The sequence below is a fragment of the Halochromatium roseum genome, assembly GCF_016653315.1.
Lineage (GTDB): Bacteria > Pseudomonadota > Gammaproteobacteria > Chromatiales > Chromatiaceae > Lamprobacter > Lamprobacter roseus.
Genome location: NZ_NHSH01000065.1, coordinates 313,768 through 337,579 on the forward strand (window position 1 = coordinate 313,768; position 23,812 = coordinate 337,579).

At 64.0% G+C, this 23,812-nt stretch carries 21 protein-coding genes; 15 read left to right on the top strand and 6 right to left on the bottom strand.

Features of this window, described 5'->3' with window-relative positions:
- Positions 1–27 precede the first annotated feature (27 nt).
- Both CCR96_RS17620 and CCR96_RS17625 read left to right on the top strand, forming a co-directional pair.
- Positions 28–1,482: a hypothetical protein gene (locus tag CCR96_RS17620; protein WP_201221650.1), complete on the top strand. Its 1,455-nt coding sequence runs from the start codon at positions 28–30 to the stop codon at positions 1,480–1,482.
- 144 nt (positions 1,483–1,626) lie between these two features.
- Entirely contained in the window at positions 1,627–2,529 is a 903-nt protein-coding gene (locus tag CCR96_RS17625; protein ID WP_201221652.1) for a DMT family transporter, read from the top strand.
- A 172-nt stretch (positions 2,530–2,701) separates the two neighbouring features.
- Here CCR96_RS17625 and CCR96_RS17630 read toward each other — a convergent pair whose 3' ends face one another.
- From CCR96_RS17630 to CCR96_RS17640, 3 genes are all read right to left on the bottom strand, one after another.
- A complete protein-coding gene (locus tag CCR96_RS17630) occupies positions 2,702–3,691 on the bottom strand; it encodes an Rpn family recombination-promoting nuclease/putative transposase (RefSeq protein ID WP_201221654.1) in 990 nt (329 codons plus the stop codon).
- A 97-nt stretch (positions 3,692–3,788) separates the two neighbouring features.
- The gene (locus tag CCR96_RS17635) at positions 3,789–4,571 is read right to left on the bottom strand and encodes a TolB family protein (RefSeq protein ID WP_201221656.1); all 783 of its coding nucleotides are present in this window, start codon (positions 4,569–4,571) and stop codon (positions 3,789–3,791) included.
- 85 nt (positions 4,572–4,656) lie between these two features.
- Positions 4,657–4,926, bottom strand: coding sequence for a hypothetical protein (locus tag CCR96_RS17640; protein WP_201221658.1), 270 nt, complete (start codon positions 4,924–4,926; stop codon positions 4,657–4,659).
- Positions 4,927–5,183: 257 nt separating this feature from the next.
- Here CCR96_RS17640 and CCR96_RS17645 point away from each other — a divergent pair, with 257 nt between their 5' ends.
- A complete protein-coding gene (locus tag CCR96_RS17645; RefSeq protein ID WP_201221682.1) occupies positions 5,184–5,486 on the top strand; it encodes a helix-turn-helix domain-containing protein in 303 nt (100 codons plus the stop codon).
- Positions 5,476–6,708, top strand: a complete 1,233-nt coding sequence (locus CCR96_RS17650) for a type II toxin-antitoxin system HipA family toxin (protein WP_201221684.1) — start codon at positions 5,476–5,478, stop codon at positions 6,706–6,708. The genes CCR96_RS17645 and CCR96_RS17650 overlap by 11 nt, the downstream gene beginning before the upstream one ends.
- Positions 6,709–6,739: 31 nt before the next feature.
- Here the strand turns inward: CCR96_RS17650 and CCR96_RS17655 are convergent, their stop codons facing one another.
- From CCR96_RS17655 to CCR96_RS17665, 3 genes are all read right to left on the bottom strand, one after another.
- Positions 6,740–7,633 carry a transglutaminase family protein gene (locus CCR96_RS17655; RefSeq protein ID WP_201221686.1) on the bottom strand — a complete coding sequence of 298 codons (894 nt, stop codon included), beginning with the start codon at positions 7,631–7,633 and terminating at the stop codon, positions 6,740–6,742.
- The gene (locus CCR96_RS17660) at positions 7,630–10,452 is read right to left on the bottom strand and encodes a circularly permuted type 2 ATP-grasp protein (protein WP_201221688.1); all 2,823 of its coding nucleotides are present in this window, start codon (positions 10,450–10,452) and stop codon (positions 7,630–7,632) included. The genes CCR96_RS17655 and CCR96_RS17660 overlap by 4 nt, the downstream gene beginning before the upstream one ends.
- Positions 10,453–10,645: 193 nt before the next feature.
- Complete coding sequence (locus tag CCR96_RS17665) at positions 10,646–11,149, bottom strand: methyltransferase family protein (RefSeq protein ID WP_201221691.1); 504 nt, start codon at positions 11,147–11,149, stop codon at positions 10,646–10,648.
- A 152-nt stretch (positions 11,150–11,301) separates the two neighbouring features.
- Here CCR96_RS17665 and CCR96_RS17670 point away from each other — a divergent pair, with 152 nt between their 5' ends.
- The 11 genes from CCR96_RS17670 to murC all read left to right on the top strand — a co-directional run bounded on the left by CCR96_RS17670 (position 11,302) and on the right by murC (position 23,667).
- A complete protein-coding gene (locus CCR96_RS17670; protein ID WP_242519159.1) occupies positions 11,302–11,865 on the top strand; it encodes a CIA30 family protein in 564 nt (187 codons plus the stop codon).
- Positions 11,866–12,494: 629 nt separating this feature from the next.
- Positions 12,495–12,947: a division/cell wall cluster transcriptional repressor MraZ gene (gene mraZ / locus CCR96_RS17675; RefSeq protein ID WP_201221693.1), complete on the top strand. Its 453-nt coding sequence runs from the start codon at positions 12,495–12,497 to the stop codon at positions 12,945–12,947.
- Positions 12,948–12,993: 46 nt separating this feature from the next.
- The gene (gene rsmH / locus CCR96_RS17680) at positions 12,994–13,926 is read left to right on the top strand and encodes a 16S rRNA (cytosine(1402)-N(4))-methyltransferase RsmH (RefSeq protein WP_201221696.1); all 933 of its coding nucleotides are present in this window, start codon (positions 12,994–12,996) and stop codon (positions 13,924–13,926) included.
- Entirely contained in the window at positions 13,923–14,219 is a 297-nt protein-coding gene (ftsL, locus tag CCR96_RS17685) for a cell division protein FtsL (protein ID WP_201221698.1), read from the top strand. The genes rsmH and ftsL overlap by 4 nt, the downstream gene beginning before the upstream one ends.
- Positions 14,216–15,994: a peptidoglycan D,D-transpeptidase FtsI family protein gene (locus CCR96_RS17690; protein WP_242519160.1), complete on the top strand. Its 1,779-nt coding sequence runs from the start codon at positions 14,216–14,218 to the stop codon at positions 15,992–15,994. The genes ftsL and CCR96_RS17690 overlap by 4 nt, the downstream gene beginning before the upstream one ends.
- Before the next feature lie 46 nt (positions 15,995–16,040).
- On the top strand, positions 16,041–17,459 hold the full coding sequence (locus tag CCR96_RS17695; RefSeq protein WP_420827281.1) for a UDP-N-acetylmuramoyl-tripeptide--D-alanyl-D-alanine ligase: 1,419 nt from the start codon (positions 16,041–16,043) through the stop codon (positions 17,457–17,459).
- A 2-nt stretch (positions 17,460–17,461) separates the two neighbouring features.
- Positions 17,462–18,544, top strand: coding sequence for a phospho-N-acetylmuramoyl-pentapeptide-transferase (gene mraY / locus CCR96_RS17700; protein WP_201221700.1), 1,083 nt, complete (start codon positions 17,462–17,464; stop codon positions 18,542–18,544).
- On the top strand, positions 18,541–19,911 hold the full coding sequence (gene murD / locus CCR96_RS17705) for a UDP-N-acetylmuramoyl-L-alanine--D-glutamate ligase (RefSeq protein WP_201221702.1): 1,371 nt from the start codon (positions 18,541–18,543) through the stop codon (positions 19,909–19,911). Before mraY ends, murD begins: the two co-directional genes overlap by 4 nt.
- Positions 19,908–21,176 (top strand): putative lipid II flippase FtsW, encoded by a 1,269-nt coding sequence (gene ftsW / locus CCR96_RS17710; protein ID WP_201221703.1) that lies wholly within the window; start codon positions 19,908–19,910, stop codon positions 21,174–21,176. Before murD ends, ftsW begins: the two co-directional genes overlap by 4 nt.
- Positions 21,161–22,237, top strand: a complete 1,077-nt coding sequence (gene murG, locus CCR96_RS17715; protein ID WP_201221705.1) for an undecaprenyldiphospho-muramoylpentapeptide beta-N-acetylglucosaminyltransferase — start codon at positions 21,161–21,163, stop codon at positions 22,235–22,237. The genes ftsW and murG overlap by 16 nt, the downstream gene beginning before the upstream one ends.
- Positions 22,234–23,667, top strand: coding sequence for a UDP-N-acetylmuramate--L-alanine ligase (murC, locus tag CCR96_RS17720; RefSeq protein ID WP_201221707.1), 1,434 nt, complete (start codon positions 22,234–22,236; stop codon positions 23,665–23,667). Before murG ends, murC begins: the two co-directional genes overlap by 4 nt.
- Positions 23,668–23,812: the final 145 nt, after the last annotated feature.

The following is a 23,812-nucleotide window of genomic DNA, read 5'->3' on the forward strand; positions in this document are numbered from 1 at the left end:
ACAGCCTCAGATCCCTTTGCCGCGCTGATGCCCGCCGACCTAGGCCAGATGCCGGTCGCCTGGCGGCAGCTGCGCATACCGGGGCCGCCGCCAGGGCTCGCGCTCAGTCCAGCGGAGCAGCGCGCGCAGACCCCGGAGATGCGCTTTGCAAGGCGCAGCATCCAATGCATCGAGCTGCGGGGCGAAGCGGCGAGGGATTCAGGCCGCCCGGCATCTAGCCGCCCGGCACCCAGCCGCTCATCCACTGATCCAACTGAGCCAATTCAGCCAACTGAGCCAAATGAGCCAATTCAGCGAACTCAGCCAGCTGAGCCAACCGATCAGCTCGCCTTGATCGACAAGGCCTCGCCTCACGCCCTGTTCGACCTGATGCTGACCGAGGTCTCGCCGAGCGGCGCCGGACAGGCACCCAAGGCCGATGCCGGCTCGGTCATGCCGATCACCGGACAACTGCTCTGGCAGACCGCCGCCAACTTCCATCGCTTCGTCAGCCGCACCGAGATCGCCACCCAAGCTGGCTGGCTACAACTGGCACTGAACTGCGACCCCAACACCCACGACCGCGAGAGCGTGCAGGCGCTCAAGTCCTTTCATTTGCATCTGATCTACTGGCGGCCATCGGAGCTGCAGGCACTGCGCCAGGCCGAGCGATACCGGGATCAGCATGACCCCTATCTGGCGCGACAATGCCTCGATCCGCTCAGCTTCATAGGCCCCAGGCTGCTCGATGACCGCCTCCAGGCACTCGACCCCGATCTCGCCGCCCTTGGCGCGCAGCGGCTGCCGGCAGATACTCGCGCGAGCTGTACCGGACAGCGCCCGCTGGGCTGCCTGATCGCCCTGCCGAGCTGGGATCTCTTGGCGACCCCAGCCTTTGAATCGCTGATGCGACGGCTGCACCAGCGGCTCGCCGCGACGGCCAGCGCCCTGCTGCGCGCGTTCACCGGCGCGCAGCAGGCGCCAAGGCCATGGCAGCGTCACCGACTGTTACCCTTGCGCCAGATCGCTTGGAACCTCGAGTCCCTTGGTCTGAATGCCGCGTCTCGCGCCGATCTGCTCGCCCTCGCGCAGCGGTTGCACGACCTCCCCGCGGCGCGGGCTCTGCAGCTCAAACAGGCCTCGCCGGCTCGACGGATGCATCAGATGACCCTGAACCAACCCTGCTACAGCCTGAGTCTCAGCCCGATGGATGCACGCGGCCGCTCAACCCTCGGCGCCGATGGCCCACTCCTGCTCAGCCTGCAGCTGAAGCTGTTCTCGGGCATCGGCGGGGCCGGTCTGTTCTCATTTCCCGGTCTCCCGAGCGTGCGTGTGTTGCGCGCGCAAGGACAGTTCTCGGACGCCGACTGGCAGCGCCGCGCCGACTTCCAGCGCCGCTTTGCCGAGTACAACAGCACGAGCATCAAGCAAGCCTACGCTGAAGGACGCCTACATTGCGGCCCAGTGGGTCAATTCCAGAGCGCCAGCGGCTGGACGCGCTAGCCATGGCCATGGCTCTCGCCGCCAAGGCGTTTCACCATCCGCTGATTGCAGCCGCCGCGGGCAGGACGCGCTAGCGATGGACCTCTGTGCCTGTGCCGGGAACATGCGGAGTCCGGCGTACATTGTTTGCTGGATGTACTAGCGATGGACCTCGGTGCCTATGCCCACCTGTGGATCTTGTTCTCGCTGCTGTCGGCGTTCTTTCACGCCTCGCGACTCGCCGTCACCAAGCACCTGAGCCTGACCCTTTCGGTCCGCGCGCTGACCCTCTACGTCAACCTCGCCAGCCTGCTGGTGACCCTGCCCTTGATCGTCTGGCATCACGACTTTCCGTTCGAGGACCGCGTCTATCTACAGGTCGTCCTGCTGGGCGGGCTGCTCTCCGGGCTCGGCGGCTGGGCGCTCAACGTCGCCATCCACCGCAGCGAGGTCTCCTTGGTCGGGCCGATCCTGACCCTGACTCCGGCGTTCGTGATCATCATCGAATGGCTGCTCACTGGGGCCTTGCCGGGCGCGCTCGGTTTCTTGGGCATCGGCTTGCTGGTCATCGGCAGCTACATCCTCGCCCTCAGTCACGAGCAAGAGGATTGGCATCGGCCGCTGCTGCGCTTGGTCACCAATCCCGGCAGTGCCTTCACCTTGACCGCCGCGGCCTGCTTCGCCACCGCCTCGACGCTCGGGCGCATCGGTATCGAGCGTTCCGATCCGCTCTCGTTCGCGGTGATGGTGGCCATCGTCAACCCGATCGTCCTGTTGACGCTGTTCAGCGTTCAGGACCGGCGCTTCTATCGCGAAGTCCTACCGCCGCAACTAGCCCGCCAGGCGCGGCCTTTGCTCCTGCTCGGGGTGCTGTTCGCGCTGATGCGCATTGCCGACCAGATCGCCCTCAGCATGACGCTGGCCAGCTACGCGATGGCGGTGAAGCGCACCGCCGGCATGTTCTCGGTGCTGATCGGCCGCTGGTATTTTGGCGAGGGCCGCACCCGCGCCAAGCTCATCGGCAGCGCGGTGATGCTGATCGGGCTGTTCCTGCTGACCCAGCTCTAACGCACATGACGAGATCACTGGAAAAGATCAGCGGTAGTCTCTGCTCTGGCCGCCGTGACCAGCCAGCGTTGCAGTTGGGCCAGATCGCGGCAGGGGGTGAAGCCGGCGTCGACACCGGCCCAATCCACCGCTGGATCGGTCTCCAGCGTCGCGGCGCCGTCTTGTGCCGGTACTATTTATTAGTGCGTAATGCTTCGACTTGCGCCACACCCAGGCCAGTGGCTTGGGCAATCTGCCCGTCTGTGAGTATGCCCAGGGCGATGAGGTTGCGTGCCGTGGCCCGAGCCTTTTCCAGCTCGCCTTTCTGCATCCCGATCCGCTCGCCTTTCTGCATCCCAATCCGCTCGCCTTTCTGTATCCCAATCCTCTCCCCTTCTAAACGCTCGCGTTCTGCCCAGTGCTGTAAGTTCTCGGCTAACATGGCCTTGTCCTCGATGAGTGAATGAACCTGTGTGAGGTCGATCTTCGCGCCTAAGCGCTGGAGATGGCGTTTAAGCCAGCGGGTGATGAGTGCATCCAGCCGGGCCTTGTTGGGGTCGGCTTGGATCAGGCGCACTAGTCGATCAACCGCTGCTTGCAAGGAGGCACGATCCGCGGAGGCGATCTCGACCTCGAAGACACCGCTGAGCGGGCTGTTGATCGCGCTGAGCTGCTCGGGCGTGTAGCGGCCTTCGTCAATCAGATAGTAGCGCAGGTGCGGCTGGTAGGCGCGCAGGAACAACGGTGGCTGGGGGCGGACCAGCTCGTCAATCTCCTCCGCGGCATGCCAACGCTCAATCCCATTGTAGAGCACGATCGGCAAGATCGGGGGCAGGCCTTTGACTGGGCTGGTGACCTTGGTCTTGAGCAGGTGCTGATAGAAGCAGGCGACGTAGTGGAGCATGCGCAGCGGCATGGTCGGATCGACGCTGGATTGGAATTCGATCAGCAGGTAAAGGAACAATTGCTCGGTGACGCCTTGCCAATGCACCTGCACCGACCAGACGACGTCCTCGAAGCGCTCCTCGAACAGCGGGGTGATGTAATTCCCGCTGTGGTTCTTCAGCGTCGAGAAGTCCATCAGCGCGGCAATCTCCGCCGGAGCGAAGCCTTCAATCAGCTGCTGGACGAACTCGGGGTGGCTGAACAACTCCTTGTAGCCGGTGTCGTGGTGCTTGGCCATCGGGGCGTTGGCGGCTCAGTGTAGTGCTCATCAGGTGAGTGTAGCGCAGGCGAGTGCCAGAAGGCATACGCGGCCAGAGCGTGTTGCGAGTGACCAATCAACGCCCCGAACCGTCCTGGGTTGCCGTCTCCACCGCCAGGGGATTGCTCAGGCGGATCGGTTCGACCACGCCCGGCAGAGACCACTCCAGACGCTGAGCATCCTCGGTAAAGACCCCGCGCAAGGACGCCTCATCGCTTGGGCTCGCCGAGGCTGCCGGGCATGGCTGGCGGTGATAGACCTCGGTCTCACGATCGTAGAGGTGAACCTGGCAGTCCGGGTTGGTCGCATCAGCGCCCCAGCGCTGCTCCAGATAGGCGATGAAGCGCCCGTCAGCACTGATCGCCGGATGGTGGTTGTCGACCTGGAGGCCGGCGTCGTTGCTGTTCAGGCTCAGCACTTCAGCCGCCTCGCCACTGGCAAGCGCTTGCCCGATCACTTGGCGCGGGCCGGCTGGGGTGGCTTGGTCGTAGACCAGCTGTTCGCCGAGCGCATCTAGCGCTGGGTTGGCGGACGCCTGCTCGGCATGCGTCAGCCTTGTGGTTTGCCCGAGCGCTAGATCGTGCAGGAAGAGATCGCGAACGCCGTTGCGGTCGTTGGCGACCAGATCATTGGCTTCGCTGTGGAAGATGATCCGCTCACCGCTGGCATCGGCAGCGGGATAGCGACTGGGGCCGTTGCCGGCTTGGCCTTGCTCGGTGGCGCTGATCAACGCTAGGCGGTCAGTCAACAGGTCCAGGCGATAAAAATCGCTCGCGGTATTTTGGACGCTGGTCTGCAATGCCTGGGTGGTTTCGAGCAGTAGCCAGTGGACCTGAGCATCAATCAGCGAGCGGGTCATTGGCTGCTGATCGATCTCCCGGGCTTGCAGCTGGCCTTCTAGCCAGGCGGGTCGGTTTTCAGTAGTGGTAATGAGCCGAGGGAGATCAAATCTGAACGATGTTGCCGCAGCCTGATGGAGAGATTCGGTTTGCGTTGGGGGCAGGCTCGAGCGCGCCGTACTCGCCATCCTGGCCTGGGTAACCACTGACCGGGCAGCCGAGGTGATTGCTGTTATCGTCCGCACACCAATCAATACCGGTGTCATTCAGCGGAGCGGCAGGCCAGGTCGAGCTGGCATCCGCGAGCGGAGCAGCGAGGGGCGGCAGGAGCGCGAGCCACCAAGGCAGCGCTTGCAGGGCATCGAGAAGGCGCATCTCAGACTCCTTTGGTCTGTCCATAGGGCATTGCGAGGCATCAGCAGTCGACCGGGCTCGTCAGGTCGGCGGTGTTCCCACCCGCTGCACGGGTCGGCTGGGAGTCTAATCTAACCAGGCTGTCGTCGCACCACCGCCATGATCAGGAACAAAAGCTCGAACCGCGACGACGGTCAGCTGCTCCAGACACTCCCAACTTGCGCCAAACTGCCAGTTAAAACTTGCAAACTGACCGCTACGAGCCAAAACTGTCAGCCATGACTGACATTATCCGCTTCCCCGACGAACTCGGCGCCCGCGTCCGCGCTCAGCGTGAAGCGCTCGGCCTGTCGAAGACCGAGCTTGCGCAACGCGCCGGCAAGGTGCGCGAGGTCGTCTATCGGATCGAGCGTGGCGAAGACGTCACCCTGTCCTCGCTGATGGCGGTGCTCGCCGCCCTCGGCTTGGTGATTCGGCTAGAAAGGGCCGGCCTGCCGACCATGCAAGAGGTCGCTGCCCGCTTCAGTCTCGATGAGGACGAGGAAGAGGACGAGGAAGAGGACGACGCGGATGCTACCTGAGAAGATTCCGCTGCTGGAGGTCGCCATTGGTGAGCACCAGGGCGCCGGCCAGTTGCTGAAACACTCGATCTACGAATTCCGCTACCTGTCCGCCGAGCCACGCCAGCCATCCGTCGCCCTGCTGATGCCCGCGCGGTCGCAGCTGACCTGGCAGGCGGGCGACCTGTTTCCGAGCATGGACCAGAACCTGCCCGAGGGCGATCTGTTCATGCGCATCCGCGCGTTGTTCCCGAAACAACCGACCACGCCGATGCACCTGCTGGCGCTGATTGGCGACAATGGCATTGGCCGTCTCGGCTTCAGACTGCCGGGAGCTCCGCCTGCCCGGCCGGCAACGCCGATCTCCAAACAAGCCCTGCTGCAACTGCCCTATAGCCCCGAGGTGTTCGCGGATCTGGTCCATGCCTACCTGAGCACTGGGGCCGGCATCGCCGGTATGCAGCCGAAGATCATGGTGCCTGAGCGTGCCACGGTTCCGATCACCTCACTGATCGTCAAGGCCGCTGGTCCCTCCTACCCCGACCTCGCGGCCAACGAATACCTCTGTCTGAGCGCGGCACGACGCGCCGGCATCGAGACACCGACTTTCGACCTCTCTGAGGACGGCCAACTGCTGGTGCTAGACCGATTCGATCTGATCGCGCAAGAGGATGGCCGCATCGAGCGGCTTGGGTTCGAGGATATCGCCGCACTCGCCGGGCTGCGGGTCCGGGATACGCTGTCCGATCGCAAATATCAGGGCAGTTATCAGGCCGTCGTTGAGTTGCTCAAACAGCTACAACTGCCGCGCGAGAACCTGTCCAGATTCTTCGCACAGCTCGCCTTTTCGGTGATGGTGCGCAACGGTGACGCCCACTTGAAGAATTTTGGGCTGCTCTATCGATCCGCCGCCGACCTTTGGCTCGCCCCCCTATTCGATGTCGTCACCACCAGCATCTACCGCTACAGCCGCTACGAGGGTGGTCCCGAGCTGGAGGATCGGACCATGGCACTCAAGCTGCTGCGGGGCAGGCATCAGACTCGGGCCTACCCGACAGCGACCGAGCTGATGGACTTCGGTCGGCGCTTCTGCGGTGTCGACAAGCCCAAGCCGGTCCTTGAGGCGATCGCCCAGGGCATGAGCGACAGCTTGCAGGAGACGACAAACGACGCGCGCATCCCCACTGCCCTACACGCCGCCATGAGCCAGGCTTGGGAGACTGGCCTTGCGTATGCGCGATGAGGTCGTTGGCGAGCCCAGTTGGCAAGCGCGCTCAGTCCGTCGTCAGCCGATCCACATCCACCGAGACCGTCAGGCTGTGCTCGCCGCCGCCATAGAACACCCCGCGCAGCGGGGTGACGTCTTGATAGTCGCGACCAAAGGCGGTGGTGATGTACTGATCGGTGATCGCGCAATCGTTGGTCGGATCGAGATCGACCCAGCCGCCGCTGTGCACGGCCTCGGGGCAATAGACCGACAGCCAGGCATGCGAGGCATCGGCGCCGCGCAACTTGGGCTGACCCGGTGGCGGCAGGGTCTCGAGGTAACCGCTGACATAGCGCGCCGGCAGCCCGAGGCCGCGCAGCGCCGAGATCGCCAGATGGGCGAAATCCTGACAGACCCCACGGCGTAGCTGCAAGACCTCGGCGACAGGGGTGGCGATCGTGGTCGAGGTCGGATCGTATTCAAAATCGCGATGGATGCGACCGACCAACTCCAAGGCCGCCTCAAGCAGCGGCCGCTCGGGGACGAAGGATTCGCGCGCATAGTCCGCCGCCAGCGCATCGAGCGGTACCACCGGCGACGGCAGCCGGAACAGGCGCGCCGAGGCGGCCTCGGCGCCGGTGCTGGCCTGCAACTGGGTGAGTAGCTTCTCCCAGGGCTGGGTCGCGGCCGGTTCGGGCAGCGTCGGCGCCCAGACCTCGACCTCGGCGCTGGCGGTGATCTCGAGCTGCAGATGCGACTGCTGCACCGAGAAGTAGCTGACCCGGTTGCCAAAGAAGTCGCGGTGCTCGCGCACCACCGAGGGCCAGGGATTGATCCGCAGATGAGCCAGCCGGCAGCGCTGATAGGGCATCTCGCGCGGCTTCAGATGGGCGATGCTGTGGCAGAGCGAGACCGGGCCGCCATAGCCGTAGCGGGTCTGATGGGTGATCTGATACCTCATGGCCGTCCCTCCACCAGAGGCTCCGCGGCGCCGCAGCTTAGCCCCGACCGGCCCTCAGCACAGGCGGCCGCCAAGCCAGCAGTGGTCGAACACTCAGGCAATGAGCATGCAGTGGCCGAGCACGCAGCAGTCGAACTCACCGCCGTCGCGCACGAAGCAGGCCAGGGCGCCACCGTCGCCATTGCTGTCGCCGTCGCCGTCGCCGTCGTCGTCGCCGTCGCCGTCGCCGTCGCCGTCGAGCGCTGACCGATCAGATGATGCGGCTGCTCCTCGTGGCGGAAATACTGCGCGGTAATGGCATCGGAGAGGGCGCTGATCGAGGTCTCGACACTGGCCAGTAGGGCATCCAGCGTCTCGCGCCGTTTGCCGCCGTCGCTGGGTTGCGCCAACAGATCCAGTTCGGCCAGCCGCAAGTCGGTCAACAGCCGCATCAGGATACGCTGCGCCGGCGTGCGGCGGGCAGAGAGGCTGTCGCCCGGCATCTCATCGACCAGCGCCGACAGACGCGCGATCTGATAGGCCAGTGAGCGCGGATTGGCCTCGTCCTGCAGCACCAGATCGAGCATGGCGCCAACCCGGGTGCCGGCCTGATAACGCCGTCGATAGGTGATCAGGCTATCGGTGACCCCGAGCACCGCCTCGACCAGGATCGACTCGCCCTGATCCGGGCTGACGCTGACCAGGGTCGAGCGCAGCAGCGAGGCGGTATGCAGTCCACGCTCCAGGCGCCGACCGGCCTCGAGGAAGTGCCAGCCCTCGTTATGGGTCATGTTCTCATGGGTCAGCGCCGAGAACGCCACCAAGGAGGTGATCAGCGGATCGAGCAGATCCAGCGCCCGGCCGAGCCCGCGCGGTGGCGCCTGGGTCAGCAGCCGCTGTCGGCGCTCGATGTCGTTGGTCACCCGCCAGGTGTCGTTAGACAGCCGCTCGCGCACCGACCAGGCCGCCTGCCCCAAGGCCTGCAAGGTCTGTGGCAAGGCCCCGGCGCGCTTCTGATCGCTGATCAGCGACAGCACCTCGGGCACCGGCTGGGCGAGCAGCTCGGCGGCGCCCTCGCCAATGAAGCCAGGGAAGGTCTGGCTCTGGTTGGTCAACGCCGCGAGCAGCAGATGCAGGCAGCAATCGGCATCGGCCTCATCGGCCAGACTAGAGCGCTCGGTGATCTGGATGATGACGATGCGCAGCAGCCGCACCAGCCCCTCGGCGCGCTCGGCATAGCGGCCGATCCAGAATAGATTGTCGGCGACCCGCGACGAGACCTCGCTCTCCTGCACCACCGCCGGCACCACCGCGGGGGCATTGGCATCGGCGCGCACGATGAGCGTCTCATGGCGCTCCGGCTCGCTGGCCAGCACCCAGGTATCCTTACCCAGGCCGCCGAGTTGATTGGAGATCATCGGCGTCTCGGTATCCAGCGCGGTGCGGCTGAGGCCACCCGGCATCACCGCGTAACCCTCCTGCTCGCTGACCAGGAAGCTGCGCAGCACGAAGGGCCGCGGCTCGAGCATGCCGTTGATGTAGGCCGGCGCGGTCGAGGGTTGAACCTCTTCTTGCGCCACATAGCGATGCGGCTCGCGTCGGATCGCCGCAATCAGCTCGCCGCGCTGTCCAGCATCGAGCTTGGCGCCGAATAGACAGCGCTGGCCGGCCGGGCTCCCTGCCGGCTTGATCACCAGGTTATCCAGGTTGGCGATAACAAAGTCGCGCGCCTCGCGCTGGCCGCACCACCAGGTTTGCAGATGTGGCAGCACCAGTGCCTCGCCGAGCAGCTGCTCGCAAAGCGCTGGCAGGAACGCCATCAGGCCAGGGTGCTCCAGCACCCCACTGCCGAGCGCATTGGCGATGCCGAGGTTGCCAGCACGCACTGCTTGCAGCATGCCTGGCACGCCAAGCAACGAATGCTCTTTGAGCTCGAGCGGGTCACAGTTGACATCATCGACGCGGCGCATCAGGGCATCGATGCGCTCCAGCCGCCCCAGGGTGCGCAGCCAGAGCGCGCCGTCGCGCACCGAGAGGTCACTGCCCTGCACCAGGTTAAAGCCGAGATAGTTGGCGAGATAGGCGTGTTCGAAGTAGGCCTCGTTGCGCGGACCAGGGGTCAAGACCGCGACCCGTGCATGATCGCCGTGCCGCGGCGCGATGCGTGTCATCGCGCGCCGCACCGAGCGATAGAAGCCAGCCAGCCGGTGGACATGGCTATCGCGAAACAGGCTTGGCATCACACGCGAGAGCACCACCCGATTCTCCAGCGCATAGCCGCTACCGGAGGGAATCTGGGTGCGATCGCCGATCACCCGCCAAGCACCATTTGCATCCCGGGTCAGATCGGCGGCGTACAGCACCAACGGCCGATCGCCCGGCGCTGGGGCGCCGTGACAGGGCAGGAGATAACCCGGGAAGCCATCGATCAACTCCGGCGGCAGTAAGCCCTTATCGATCAGCGAGCGCGGCCCGTATAGATCGAGCAGGATCGCGTTCAGCAGTTCGGCACGCTGGATCAGCCCGCGCTCCAAGCCGGCCCATTCCTCACCCCGGATCAGCAATGGCAACGGGTCCAGCTCCCAGGGCCGCGACATCCCCTGCGGATCACCATAGACGTTATAGGTAACGCCATTGTCGCGCACCAGACGCCGCGCCTCCTGCCAGCGGCTGTCGATCCCTTCCGACCCAAGCTCACACAACGCATCGATCAGGTACTGCCAATGCGGTCGCAAGCCGCCATCGCTGGCGCGCATCTCGTCAAACTGGCCGGCCAGCGGACGATAGCTAGCGCCCAGGCCGGCCGGCTCTGGAGAGGCACTGGCTAGGTTAGCAACCATCGATGCGCAACACTGAAGTCGGCGCACAGAGGCGCCGATTGGACAGGCCTAGCCCTCGCCGCAGCAAGATTCGGCACAACATTGAGAGCCTGGCCAGCGTCACGCGGACGGCGCCGGTCAGCACCGGCCCTGAAGCATTCACATTCACAGTCTGAAGCCGCTCTCGGTAGAGATCTGTCTGGACAGATCTGAATTAGTACAGGTAAGGGATGAACTTGCTGACGCGCGCCGCATAGTCGCGGTATTCAGGATGACGCTCGCTCAGCCAAGCCTCTTCTTTACGCGCCTTGAAATCGAAGAACAAGAAGCCGATCACCAACAACAGCAGATGGGATAGGCTGATCGAGTAGAGCGTCCAGGCCAGCGCGGCGCTCAACAGGCTCGCGTAGAGCGGATGGCGCACCAGACTGTAGACCCCGTGTTGGACCAGCTGGCTGTGGTCGACCGGATAGGGCAAGGGCGTCAGGTAATCGCGAATATGGTGAGAGCCCATGGCGCCAAGCACCAGTGCCGCGAGCGCGAAAGGGATCGCAAGGATCAGCCTCGGTAGCAGCAGCTCGGCGAGCAGCGCAGGGGAGAGCCCTGGATGCCAGACCGGAGTCACCGCAAAGATGATCATCAGCACGAACTGAACCGCAACGAGCATTTCGCCGCGCCGTCCAAGCCCAGGCCCTGGCCGGTCGTTGGATTGGCTCATGAAGGTCTCCGTCTCAGGAATGATCAAAGCGGGTCAGTATCGCATCAGCTCGGCCTGCCGTGTCAGTCGGATATCAAGAAATCGAAGTTCAGCCGGCCCAGCCCTAGACCCAAGGTGGACCGTCGGTACAGACTATGTAGATGTTCAAGCCGATGCCCCTAACCCTCCTAGCCCTCCTCACCATGATGAATCCGGCCTTCGCCGCCCCTTCTGGGCTGATCGACGATTTTCGCCAGGACCGAGACGTATCAAGGCTCGGTTCCGCCTGGCGCCTCACCACTGACCGCGTGATGGGTGGGATCTCGGAGGCGCAGATGACGCGCGCTGTGATTGACGGACGTCCAGCGCTGTGCCTAACCGGCACCGTTAGCCTGGAAAATAACGGTGGCTTCGTCCAAATGAACCTAGATCTCAGTCCCGATCGCGGGCTCCTAGACGCGAGCGCCTACAACGGCATCAGGCTCATCGTGCGTGGCGATGGCGCTGACTACAACCTCCACCTCAAGACCGCCGCCACCAGGCTACCCTGGCAGTCTTACCGCGCCGCGTTCCAGACCGGATCGGCCTGGCAAGAGGTGCGACTGCCATTCTCCTCATTCGAGCCACACCGCCTCGTTCCCGCGCTTGATCCAACCCGACTCAAACGCCTTGGCATCGTCGCCATCGGGCGGGCCATGAGCGCCGACGTCTGCATCGCCGAGATCCGCTTCTACTAACCATCTGCTCGCCTTCTGCTCGCCAAGGCTTATGGCGCGGAGCCACCCCAGAAAACGAATCGCGTGAGATTCACATCAAGACATCACCTTACTCTCGAACAAAAAGCCTGAAGTCATTGATTCTAAATAGCTCATCAGGGATTCATTGATCAAGCCATCAGGGAAACCCTGATCAGCGGAAAAACTGAACAAGGCCCAAGGCCACAATCGATCAACCTCTCCCGGTGTCGTCCTCCACCCGCGCGTCTCGCTCCGAACCATCTGATTTTCCTTAAGCTCTCGCGCCAAGGTACATCCTTGCCCCACCGATGCGACTCAGCAGCGCATAACGACAGCAGACGCAGCGCCTTTTTGCCGACCTCAACTCCACTTTTGCCCACCGGCATCGAGATCCGACTCGTGCGGCGTTGAGGATACAAATTACATTAGAAAAATTCGCCAAGACACTGAAAATAAATCATTAACAGAAAACCTCTACCAAAAACACCTAAACCAGCGCTAACCCTTTTGTCACACAAGAAAAAACTTGAATAACGACCTTGACCGGAACAAAACCGCCACCTAACATTGGAAAAAAGTGGGGTGCGGTGGAATTTTGGGGTGATGACCGCCTTTAAGGGGGGCTGGTCATGTTTAGGGGGACACAATTTCTCAACCTGGACGCCAAAGGGCGTCTTGCGATTCCGTCACGACAACGCGAACGGTTAGCGCAGCTCTGCGACTCCCACCTCGTCATCACCGCCCATCCCCAGCGGTGCCTGCTGATTTATCCAGAGCCTGGTTTTGTTGAGCTTGAACGAAAGCTCAACGCGATGCCGGCGCATCTCGAGGAGACTACCGCCTTACAACGGTTGCTGATCGGGTACGCCAACGATGTCGACATGGACGCCCAGGGACGCGTGCTGCTGACCCCAGCACAACGTGAGTTTGCCGCCCTGCAGAAGCGCGTGGCACTGGTCGGCATGGTCAATCGCTTCGAGCTGTGGGACGAGTCTGCCTGGCAGGCAACGATCAAAGGCGCCGAAGACATTGATCTTTCACGCCTCGCGGCAAATCCGGAAACAGCGTCTTTTTCTTTTTAGTTTGAATTACTTAGAACATAAATCGCATAAGGGGTCGAGCCAACGAATGGCATCGCAGAGGCACGTACCAGTTCTGTTGGACGAAAGCATGCAAGCATTAGCCATACAGACATCGGGCTTCTATCTCGACGGCACCTTCGGCCGCGGCGGTCACGCGCGCGCGCTGCTGGCACGACTCGGTCCATCGGGAAGGCTCCTGGCCGTCGACCGAGACCCGGAGGCGGTTGCCGCGGCCACCACCCTGGCCGAGGACGATCCCCGCTTCGAGATCGAGCGCGCGCGTTACTCGCAGCTGCCAGAGCTTGCCGGGGCGAGAGGCTGGAGCGGACGCATCAACGGCATCCTGCTCGATCTGGGTGTTTCATCCCCGCAGCTCGACCAGCCAGAACGCGGCTTCAGCTTCAATGCCGATGCCCCGCTTGACATGCGGATGAACCCGAGTACCGGGCAAAGTGCCGCGGACTGGCTTGCGACCGCGAGCGAGCAGGACATTGCCCACACCCTAAAAGCGCTGGGCGAGGAGCAATTTGCGCGCCGCATCGCCCGCGCCATCATTGCCGCGCGCCAGCAGGCACCGATCAGCACAACCGGCCAGCTCGCCGCCATCATCGAGCGCAGCGTGCCAACCCGCGAGCCGGGCAAGCATCCGGCAACCCGTAGCTTCCAAGCCATCCGCATCCAGATCAATGCCGAACTCGACGAGCTGCGCAGCGCGCTAGCCGGGGTCTGCAATCTGCTCGCCAGCGGCGGGCGTTTGGTCGTGATCAGCTTCCATTCGCTGGAAGATCGGCTAGTAAAACGCTTCATCCGCGACGAGGCGCAGGGCGCAAGCATCCCTAAGCGCGTGCCAGTCCGTGATGCTGAGCTGTGCCGGCGGCTGCGCCCGATCGGCAGCGCGATAAGGCCATCAGCGGCTGAGCTCGAGCGTAATCCGCGCGCGCGCAGCGCGGTCCTTCGCGTCGCCGAGCGGCTGCCATGAAAACGCTCGGTTTACACACCGGGGCGCTAGTTGGAGTGGCCTTGCTCGGCCTGGCCGTGGTCGCCACCGCGACCGCTGTGGTTTACGTCAAGTATTTAACTCGCATCGAGTTCGTCGATCTACAAGCGGTTCGTGCCGCGCGCGATGCGCTCGATGTCGAGTGGGGTCGCCTGCGCATCGAAGAGGCGGCCATGGGAACGCAGACGCGGATCGAGCGCCAAGCCCGAGAGTCACTCAAGATGCATCTGCCGCGCACAGGCGAGCTACGCATCGTCGAGGTCAACACCGAATGATCGAGCCGAGTCAAGTCAAAAACGCCTATCAGCGTCTACAAGAGGCCGAGCGCCAGCGCATGAAGAAGCGTTTTGGCGAACGCCGGTTTCTCATCGGCGCGGCATTGGCGATGGCCTTCGTCTCAGTCACCGCAAGCGCCTTTTATCGCCAGGTCGTCGAGACCGATTTCCTCCAGGACGAAGGCGCCAAGCGCTTCTTGCGAGATCGTGAGATTCCGGCCCGGCGCGGGATCATCATGGACCGTAATCACCACCCCTTAGCCATCAGCACCTCGGTCGCAACCATCTGGGCCGACCCGCAGCTGCTCGCCGAGCGCAGCGATGCGCTCGAGCCACTCGCCCGCGCGCTTGAGGAGCCAACCGCCGATCTCGCGGCCAAGATCAGCGAGTACGCTGCTAAGGGCCGTCGCTACATGTACCTACAACGACGCGTCGAGCCACATCGGGCGCGCGCGGTCGAGGACGTGGTTGAGACCTACCGCCTCAACGGCATCGGCATGGAGACCGAGTATCGTCGCTTCTACCCGGGTGGCGAGATCTTCAGCCAGGTCGTCGGCTTCACCAATATTGATAATCAGGGCCAAGAAGGCATCGAACTGGTCGCCAATACTGAACTCAAGGCCAATCCGGGGAAGCGCCGTGTGATTCAGGATGGTCATCGCCGCATCGTCGAAGAGGTCGAACAGTTGCAGGCGCCCGAGCATGGCGAAGACATCGTGCTTAGCATTGACCAGCGACTGCAATTCCTCGCCTACCGCGAACTCAAGCGCGCCGTTGAGGAAAACCAGGCCGTCGGCGGCTCGGCGACGCTGTTGGATGTAACCACCGGCGAGATCCTGGCACTCGTCAACCAGCCTTCATTCAACCCCAATCAGCCGCGGCAAGAGTCGCCGGAAGAGCGCCGCAACCGTGCCCTGACCGATGTCTTCGAGCCCGGCTCCACGGTCAAGCCGTTCGTGGTCGCGGCAGCACTCGAGCGCGGACTGGTGCATCCGCACAGCCCGATCAGCACCTCTCCTGGCGTGATGCAGGTCGGCCGCAACCGGGTACGTGACTATCGCAACCTGGGACAGCTCGACACCACCAGCGTCATCACCAAGTCGAGCAACGTCGGCGTGGTCAAGATTGCGCAACAGATGGATCGGGCTGTGCTCTGGCAGCTCTATCGGCGCCTCGGCTTTGGCCAGAGCAGCAATGTTGGCTTCCCAGGCGAGCGCTCCGGCTACCTGCCGCATTTTGACGGCTGGTCCAACTTCGAGCATGCGACGCTCGCGTTCGGCTACGGGCTGAACGTCACCACCCTGCAGCTTGCCCAAGCCTACGCCATCATCGCCGCTGACGGCATCAGCCGGCCCGCGACCCTGCTCCGGCGCGACAGCGTGCCAGCCGGAGAGCGCGTCTTCGCGCCCGAGACCGCGCAGGCGGTGCGCCTCATGCTCGAGACCGTGGTCTCGACCGACGGCACCGCGCGTCGGGCCGCGATCCCCGGCTATCGCGTTGCCGGCAAGACCGGTACGGCGAAGAAAGCGACTGAACGCGGTTATGTCGACGGCAAGTACCAGTCGGTCTTCGTCGGTCTAGCGCCAGTGACGAGTCCGCGCTTCGTCATGGTGGTCATGATCGATGAGCCGGGTGGCAAGGAGTATTACGGCGGTGCCGTCGCCGCGCCGACCTTCGCCCGCGTAATGCCGGCCGCGCTGCGCCTCTACAACGTGGCTCCAGATGATCCTAAGCATCCATTGATCTTGACCTCATCGACCGAAGGAAAACCATGATGGCCCTGCCGACAGACTTGCTCAACGAACGGCGAGGCCTGAGCCGATGAGTCCACAACATTCAGACCCGCAGCGGACCAACCAGCCCATGTGGACCCTCGCTGAGACGGCGCGGGCGATCGGCGCACGGCTCGTCGGTGCAGACGTGGCCTACAGCGGCGTCACCACAGACAGCCGCAGTGATTGCCATGGCTTGCTGTTCATCGCACTTAAAGGTAAGCGTTTCGACGGCCATGATTATGTTGCCAGCGCCGCCGCCCGTGGCGCCGCCGCGGTCTTGGTCGACCGGCCACTCTATATCGACCTGCCGCAGCTGATCGTCAAAGACACGCGGCTCGCACTGGGGCGCCTGGCCGCCGCTTGGCGCACGCGCATCCCGGCGCGCGTGATCGCCATCACCGGCAGCAACGGTAAGACCACGGTCAAGGAGATGACCGCTGCGATCCTATCCCAGGCCGGCGCCACTCGCGCCACCGCCGGCAACCTGAATAACGACATCGGCATGCCGCTGACCCTGCTCGCGGCCCGCGATGAAGACTTTCTGATCCTCGAGATGGGTGCCAATCATCACGGCGAGATCGGCTATATGACCGACATCGCGTGCCCTGATGTGGCGCTGATCACCAATGCCGGTCGCGCCCACCTGGAGGGCTTCGGCAGCGTCGAAGGCGTAGCCCATGCCAAAGGCGAGATCGCCCGCGGCCTGCCGCCTGACGGCACCTTCGTGGTCATGGCCGACGTTCCCTGGACCGCCTTATGGCAACAGCTCGCCGCGGGACGACCATTGCTAACCTTTGGCACCGGTCCGAGCGCGCAGGTGAGAGCGGATGAAAGCGCCGTCACTCAGACCTGGGACGCAGACGGGTTTCGTAGCCGTTTCACGGCCAACATCAAAGGCCATGAGGTCGAAATCGCGCTGCCGCTGGCCGGCTCGCACAATGTACGCAACGCGCTCGCCGCGATCGCCGGCAGCACCGCACTGGGCATTGCCCCAGAGCACATCCGTGCCGGACTGGAACAGATGGTGCCGGTCAAACGCCGCCTGCAGCCGCGGCACACCAGCACCGGCGCCAAACTGCTCGACGACAGCTATAACGCGAACCCAGACTCCCTGGCCGCTGCCGTCGACGTGCTCACCGCCCTACCACTCGAGCCAGACGGGCGCCATCTCTTGGTGCTGGGGGACTTTGGCGAGATCGGACCGGATAGCACGGAGGTCCATCACGAGATGGGCGTTGCTGCCCGAGCGGCGGGCGCCAGCACGCTGTACGCGGTCGGTACGCTCAGTCAGCACGCGGTCGAAGGCTTTGGCGCCGGCGCTCGCCACTTCGCCGATCAGGACGCCCTGATCGCAGCGCTGCTCGCCGAGACCGGCCCCGCGGATGTGCTTCTGGTCAAAGGCTCCAGACTGTCGGCCATGGATCGCGTCGCCGACGCACTCTGTGCGGACAGGGAGGCGCGCTGAGCATGCTCCTGCTCCTAACCGACTGGCTCAGCCAATATCAGAGCGGCTTCAGCGTCTTCCGCTATCTGACGCTGCGCACCATCTTGGGGGTGCTGACCGCGTTGGCGATCTCGCTCCTGATCGGCCGGCCACTCATCCGCTGGCTGAGTGCCTACAAGGTCGGCCAAACCGTCCGCAGCGACGGCCCCGAGAGCCACTTCTCCAAGGCCGGCACGCCAACCATGGGTGGCACCCTGATCCTGGTCGCCATCGCCATCAGCACCCTACTCTGGGCCGACCTGCACAACCGCTTCGTTTGGGTCGTGCTGCTGACCACACTCGCCTTCGGCGCGATTGGCCTGCTTGATGACTACCGCAAGCTGGTCTTGCGCGACCCGAAAGGGCTGCCAGCACGGTGGAAGTATTTCTGGCAGACCGTCGCTGGCTTGGCGGCGGCCCTCTATCTGTATTTCAGCGCCACCACAGCGGGCGAGACCGCGCTGTTGATCCCCTACCTGAAGGACCTCAGCTTTCAGCTTGGCCCGCTGTTCGTGATCTTTGCCTATCTGGTCATTGTCGGCTCCAGTAACGCCGTCAACCTCACCGACGGCCTCGACGGCCTCGCCGTGCTGCCCTCGGTGATGGTCGCTGGCGGCCTCGGCATCATGGTCTATGCGGCGGGGAATATCGAGATCGCCGGCTACCTCAAGATCCCTTATGTCGCCAATGTCGGCGAAGTGGTGATCTTCTGCGGCGCACTTGCCGGCGCCGGTCTCGGCTTCCTCTGGTTCAACACCTATCCAGCCCAAGTCTTCATGGGCGATGTCGGCGCGCTGGCGTTGGGCGCCGCACTCGGCACCGTTGCGGTGGTTGCGAAACAGGAGATCGTGCTCTTCATCATGGGCGGCATCTTCGTGCTCGAAACACTCTCGGTGATGATCCAGGTTGGCTCCTACAAGCTCACCGGTAAGCGTGTCTTTCGCATGGCACCGCTGCATCATCACTACGAACTCAAGGGCTGGCCCGAGCCGCGCGTCATCGTCCGCTTTTGGATCGTGACGGTCATCCTAGTCCTGGTCGGATTGGCGAGTCTGAAGATCCGATGAGCCAAGCGCGCACCAAGAAGGTCGCGGTGGTCGGCTTGGGCAAGACCGGCCTCTCCTGCGCGCGTTGGCTGCATGCGCAGGGCGCCGAGGTTGCCGTGCTGGACTCACGCACGGCACCGCCCGGACTCGCGCAACTGCAAGAAGAACTCCCTGACGTTGCCCTGTTGGTCGGCGGCTTCGACGCCTCAGTCTTGGCGTCGGTCGACGAGATCGTCGTCAGCCCCGGGGTTCCAGTACACACGGCCGCGCTGCGGGCTGCCTCTGACAAAGGCATCCCCATCGTCGGCGATGTCGAGCTGTTCGCGCGCGCAGCAACGGCACCGGTTATCGCCATCACCGGCTCTAATGGCAAGAGCACGGTGACAACCCTGGTCGGAGAGATGCTCCAGCACGCGGGGCTGGATGCTGCGGTCGGCGGCAATCTCGGCATCCCGGTCTTGGATCTGCTCCGGGCCGATGCGCAATGGTACGTGCTTGAGCTGTCGAGCTTCCAGCTCGAGACCACACAGTGCCTAGCAGCCCATGCCGCGACCGTGATCAACCTGTCAGCCGATCATCTTGATCGCTATCCGGATATGGCTGCTTATGGCGCCGCGAAGGCTCGGATCTTCGCCCATGCCGAGCGCGCCCTGGTCAATCGCGATGATCCAGCTGCATCGGCACTCGCCGCTGGGGTCGCAGACCAAGTCGGCTTCTCGCTGAGCGAGCCAGCCAATGAGGTCGACTACGGGCTGATCTCAAAAGACCAGCAGGTCTGGCTCGCTCGCGGCCGTACGCCATTGATCGCGACGACCGAGCTTCGCATGCCCGGGCGGCACAACCTGGCCAATGCCTTGGCGGCGCTCGCCCTAGCCGAGATGGCTGGCGTCAGCCCGGAGGCCGGCTGCGAGGTGCTGCGCGAATTTCCGGGGCTTGCGCACCGTAGCGAACTGGTCGCCGAGAGACGTGGTGTGCGCTGGATCAACGACTCCAAGGGCACCAACCCGGGGGCAACCATCGCCGCGCTGGCCGGCATCGTCGACGCGCCTGGGCAAAGCGCCTCTGCAGTACCCGCCCGGGCCGTGCTCATCGCCGGCGGCGAAGGAAAGGGCGCGGACTTTTCCACCTTGATCCCCGTGGTGAGCCGCTGTGCACGCGCGGTCATCCTGATCGGCCGCGACGCGGCACTGCTCGAGCAGGCCCTGACCGACACGGTGCCCTTGCACCGGGCCGCTAGCATGGAAGAGGCGGTTCGGATCGCGGAGCATCTCGCACAACCCGGTGACGCGGTTTTACTGTCTCCGGCCTGCGCCAGCTTCGATATGTTCGATGATTACCAGCATCGCGGTCGCGCCTTCGCTGCTGCAGTTGCAGGCTTGGCCCCATGATCAACGCACGACTGCACAACCGCCTTCTAGCCGCACGGCCGCCGAGCGCGTCGCCGACGCCGGCTCGCACGCGACGACGCGACCGCAATGAGCCTGCCATCGACGGTCTGTTGCTGGTCTGCGTCCTCGGACTCCTCGGACTCGGCTTTGTCATGGTGGCCTCGGCATCGCTGCCGATTGGCACCCGCGACTATGCCGATCCCTTCTTTTATGTTGTCCGCCATGGCATGGCACTTGGACTCGCGCTGATCTGCGGGCTCATCTGTTTTGCCATCCCGGTTCAGGTCTGGGAGCGTTCAGGGATCTGGCTGCTCTTGCTCAGCTGCGGTCTCTTGCTGCTGGTCTTGGTGCCGGGCATCGGCCGGACCGTCAATGGCGCAACCCGTTGGATTCCGCTCGGCCCCTTCAGTCTGCAGCCGTCGGAACTGGTCAAGTTCGTCGCCGTGATCTATATCTCCGGCTATCTGGTCAGGCGCCAGCTGGAGTTCAGCAACTCGCCACTCGGCTTCATTCGACCGATGGTCCTGATCGGCTTTGCCGCTAGCTTGATCATGGTGCAGCCGGATTTCGGCACCACCGCCGTGATACTTGCCACAGTGATGGCGCTGTTACTCCTCGGCGGCGTTGCCCTCTGGCCATTTGCGCTGCTGTTCAGCGCCATTGGCGCCGGTCTCGCGCTGTTGATCTGGATCGAACCTTACCGGCTCGAGCGGGTCACCTCGTTCATCAACCCCTTCGATGATCCCTTCAATACCGACTATCAACTCAGTCATGCGCTGATCGCGATGGGCCGCGGCGAATGGCTCGGCGTCGGTCTCGGCAATGGCATTCAGAAGCAGTTTTACCTGCCCGAGGCACACACCGACTTCTTACTTGCCGTGATCGGCGAAGAGCTTGGCATGGTGGGCGTGATCGCGGTGATCTTCACCTTTGCGCTGATTACTTGGCGCGCCTTCGCCATCGGCGCGCGCGCTCAGGCCATTGGCGAGGACTTTTCAGCCTACGCCGCGCACGGCTTCGGTGTGCTGCTCGGGTTGCAAGCCTTCATCAGCGCCGGCGTTAATACCGGTCTGCTGCCAACCAAAGGCCTACCCCTGCCTTTCATCAGCTACGGCAGCAATGCCGTGATCGTCTCCGTAATGGTCGCAGCATTACTACTTCGCATCGATTTCGAGCTGCGACGAAAGGACAGTCGGCCGCTTCCCGAGGCCGGCGTCGCCCGCCACATGGGCACAGCGAGGGGGATTCGATGGCGCCGCGCATAGCGATCATGGCCGGTGGCACCGGCGGACATGTGTTCCCAGCCTTGGCTGTCGCCGAGGTGCTGCGCGCGCGCGGTGCAGAGGTGTTCTGGCTCGGTACCCGTGCTGGTCTCGAGTCGCGCCTGGTGCCAGAGCGTGGCCTCGAGATGGAATGGCTATCGGTGGCTGGCATCCGTGGTAAAGGACTGCGCACCCTCGCCACTGCGCCGCTGAAGCTCGCGGGCGCGCTCGGCGAGGCTGCGGGCATCCTCAAGCGACGCGATCCGGCCGCCGTGCTCGGCATGGGCGGCTTCGCCTCGGGTCCAGGCGGCATCATGGCCTGGATGCAACGCCGACCCTTGCTAATCCAAGAACAAAACAGCGTGCCGGGCATGACCAACCAATGGTTGGCTCGGGTTGCCGAGCGCGTGTTCGAGGCGTTTCCAAACAGCTTCCCGAGCGCTCGCCAGGCCATCACCACCGGCAACCCGGTGCGGGCAGCGATCAGCGCGCTGCCGGCGCCTGCCGAGCGCCTCGCTGGCCGCTCCGGCTCGGCTCGACTGTTAGTTCTAGGTGGATCACTCGGCGCCCAAGCCTTGAACGAGACCGTCGCGCAAGCCCTTGCCATGTTACCTCCAACATCACGGCCAAGGGTGCGCCATCAGGCCGGCGAGCGCACCCTGGCGCTGGCGCAACAGGCCTATGCCGAGGCCGGTATCGAGGCTGATGTCACGCCCTTCATCGCCGATATGGCCGAGGCCTATGCCTGGGCGGACCTCGTAGTCTGCCGCAGTGGCGCGCTCACCGTCTCCGAGCTCGCGGCGGCAGGCTTGCCAGCAATCCTAGTGCCCTATCCGCATGCGGTGGATGACCATCAGGTCGGCAATGGGCGCTGGCTCAGCGAGGCTGGAGCCGCCCAACTCCTGCTGCAGCGCGAGATGAGCCGCGAACGGCTCGCCGCGCTGCTCGAGCCGCTGCTCGCCGATCCAAGCCAGCGCCTACGCATGGCGGAAGCCGCGCGTGCCAAGGCCCAGCCGGACGCCGCTGAGCGCATCGCTGAAGCCTGCCTGGAGCTGGCGCAATGAATACCGCTCATCGCACCCACAGCGCGGCCAACATGGGCCGGATGCGGCGCCTGCACTTCATCGGCATCGGCGGTGCCGGCATGAGCGGTATCGCCGAGCTGATGACCAACCTCGGCTACGAGGTACAGGGCTCGGATCAGCGCGAGAACGAGGTCGTGCGCCGGCTCAGCGGATTGGGCGTGCAGTGCTTCATCGGCCATCGCGCCGAGCAGGTCGCCGAGGTCGATGTGGTGGTGGTCTCCACCGCCATCGACGAGACCAACCCCGAGATCCTCGCCGCCCGCGCGGAGCGTATCCCGGTGGTGCGCCGCGCTGAGATGCTGGCCGAGCTGATGCGCTTCCATTATGGCGTTGCGGTCGCCGGCACCCATGGCAAGACCACCACCACCAGCCTGATCGCCAGTGTACTGGCCGAGGCCAATCTGGACCCGACCTTCGTCATCGGCGGCCTGCTCAACAGCGCCGGTGCCAATGCGCGACTCGGCAGCAGCAAGTACCTGATCGCCGAGGCCGACGAGAGTGATGCCTCCTTCCTGTATCTGCAGCCGATGCTGGCAGTGGTCACCAACATCGATGCCGACCACATGCGCACCTACGGCAACGACTTCGATCGACTGCGCAGCACCTTCAAGGAGTTCATTCATCATCTGCCGTTCTATGGGCTGGCGGTGCTCTGCATCGATGATCCGGAGGTGGCGGCGCTGATCCCGACCATCTCGCGCCCGGTGCGCACCTATGGCACCGAGGCGCAGGCCGATGTACGCGCACTCAATATCAGCCAGCAAGGGTTGCGCATGCGCTTCGAGGTGATGCACGCGGCAGCCGCGGAGCCCTTCCCGGTCGAACTCAATCTGCCAGGACGGCATAACGTTCTGAACGCCCTGGCCGCGATCGCGATCGCGCTCGAGTTGGGCGTCGAAGAGACCGCGATCCAGCATGCACTCAGCACCTTTGCCGGCATCGGCCGGCGCTTCGTGGTCAGCGACTGCCCGTTGCCGGATGGCGGCTCGGTGACGCTGATCGACGATTACGGCCATCATCCGCGCGAACTCTCCGCGACCATCGAGGCCGCGCGTGGCGGCTGGCCTGGCCGGCGCTTGGTGCTGCTGTTCCAGCCGCATCGTTATTCGCGCACCCAAGAGCAGTTCGACGATTTCGCGCAGGTACTCTCTGAGGTCGACCTGCTGGTCTTGTGCGAGGTCTATGCCGCTGGCGAGCAGCCGATTCCGAGCGCCGATGGTCGCAGTCTGAGCCGGGCGATACGCTCGCGCGGGCAGGTGGAACCGGTCTTCGCGCAAACCCTCAGCGAGGCGCCAGCGTTACTCGGCGCCCTGCTCGAGCCGGGCGATCTGCTCTTGATCTCTGGCGCTGGCGACATCGGCCAGCTCCCGGCCCGCTTGCCGAGCTTGCTCAGCGAGGTGCGGTCATGAATCGTTCCACCACGCCAGCGAAGGCCATGAACCGCCCTGCCCTACCTGTGCGAAACATCGCTGAGCCTGCAGCGAACACCAAAACCATGCTTGAGCCTGTCCCGCAAGCCAACACCATGGCCGAGCCAGAGCTGCAAGCCAACAT

Excerpts from the sequence above, each read along its gene's own strand:
- murG (WP_201221705.1), top strand. The coding sequence starts at position 21,161 with ATGGCGCCGCGCATAGCGATCATGGCCGGTGGCACCGGCGGACATGTG.
- rsmH (WP_201221696.1), top strand. The coding sequence starts at position 12,994 with ATGGCATCGCAGAGGCACGTACCAGTTCTGTTGGACGAAAGCATGCAA.
- mraZ (WP_201221693.1), top strand. The coding sequence starts at position 12,495 with ATGTTTAGGGGGACACAATTTCTCAACCTGGACGCCAAAGGGCGTCTT.
- CCR96_RS17620 (WP_201221650.1), top strand. The coding sequence starts at position 28 with ATGCCCGCCGACCTAGGCCAGATGCCGGTCGCCTGGCGGCAGCTGCGC.
- ftsW (WP_201221703.1), top strand. The coding sequence starts at position 19,908 with ATGATCAACGCACGACTGCACAACCGCCTTCTAGCCGCACGGCCGCCG.
- murC (WP_201221707.1), top strand. The coding sequence starts at position 22,234 with ATGAATACCGCTCATCGCACCCACAGCGCGGCCAACATGGGCCGGATG.
- CCR96_RS17645 (WP_201221682.1), top strand. The coding sequence starts at position 5,184 with ATGACTGACATTATCCGCTTCCCCGACGAACTCGGCGCCCGCGTCCGC.
- CCR96_RS17670 (WP_242519159.1), top strand. The coding sequence starts at position 11,302 with ATGCCCCTAACCCTCCTAGCCCTCCTCACCATGATGAATCCGGCCTTC.
- CCR96_RS17655 (WP_201221686.1), bottom strand. The coding sequence starts at position 7,633 with ATGAGGTATCAGATCACCCATCAGACCCGCTACGGCTATGGCGGCCCG.
- CCR96_RS17635 (WP_201221656.1), bottom strand. The coding sequence starts at position 4,571 with ATGACCCGCTCGCTGATTGATGCTCAGGTCCACTGGCTACTGCTCGAA.
- mraY (WP_201221700.1), top strand. The coding sequence starts at position 17,462 with ATGCTCCTGCTCCTAACCGACTGGCTCAGCCAATATCAGAGCGGCTTC.
- CCR96_RS17630 (WP_201221654.1), bottom strand. The coding sequence starts at position 3,691 with ATGGCCAAGCACCACGACACCGGCTACAAGGAGTTGTTCAGCCACCCC.
- CCR96_RS17695 (WP_420827281.1), top strand. The coding sequence starts at position 16,041 with ATGAGTCCACAACATTCAGACCCGCAGCGGACCAACCAGCCCATGTGG.
- ftsL (WP_201221698.1), top strand. The coding sequence starts at position 13,923 with ATGAAAACGCTCGGTTTACACACCGGGGCGCTAGTTGGAGTGGCCTTG.
- CCR96_RS17690 (WP_242519160.1), top strand. The coding sequence starts at position 14,216 with ATGATCGAGCCGAGTCAAGTCAAAAACGCCTATCAGCGTCTACAAGAG.
- CCR96_RS17660 (WP_201221688.1), bottom strand. The coding sequence starts at position 10,452 with ATGGTTGCTAACCTAGCCAGTGCCTCTCCAGAGCCGGCCGGCCTGGGC.
- CCR96_RS17665 (WP_201221691.1), bottom strand. The coding sequence starts at position 11,149 with ATGAGCCAATCCAACGACCGGCCAGGGCCTGGGCTTGGACGGCGCGGC.
- CCR96_RS17625 (WP_201221652.1), top strand. The coding sequence starts at position 1,627 with ATGGACCTCGGTGCCTATGCCCACCTGTGGATCTTGTTCTCGCTGCTG.
- murD (WP_201221702.1), top strand. The coding sequence starts at position 18,541 with ATGAGCCAAGCGCGCACCAAGAAGGTCGCGGTGGTCGGCTTGGGCAAG.
- CCR96_RS17650 (WP_201221684.1), top strand. The coding sequence starts at position 5,476 with ATGCTACCTGAGAAGATTCCGCTGCTGGAGGTCGCCATTGGTGAGCAC.
- CCR96_RS17640 (WP_201221658.1), bottom strand. The coding sequence starts at position 4,926 with ATGCGCCTTCTCGATGCCCTGCAAGCGCTGCCTTGGTGGCTCGCGCTC.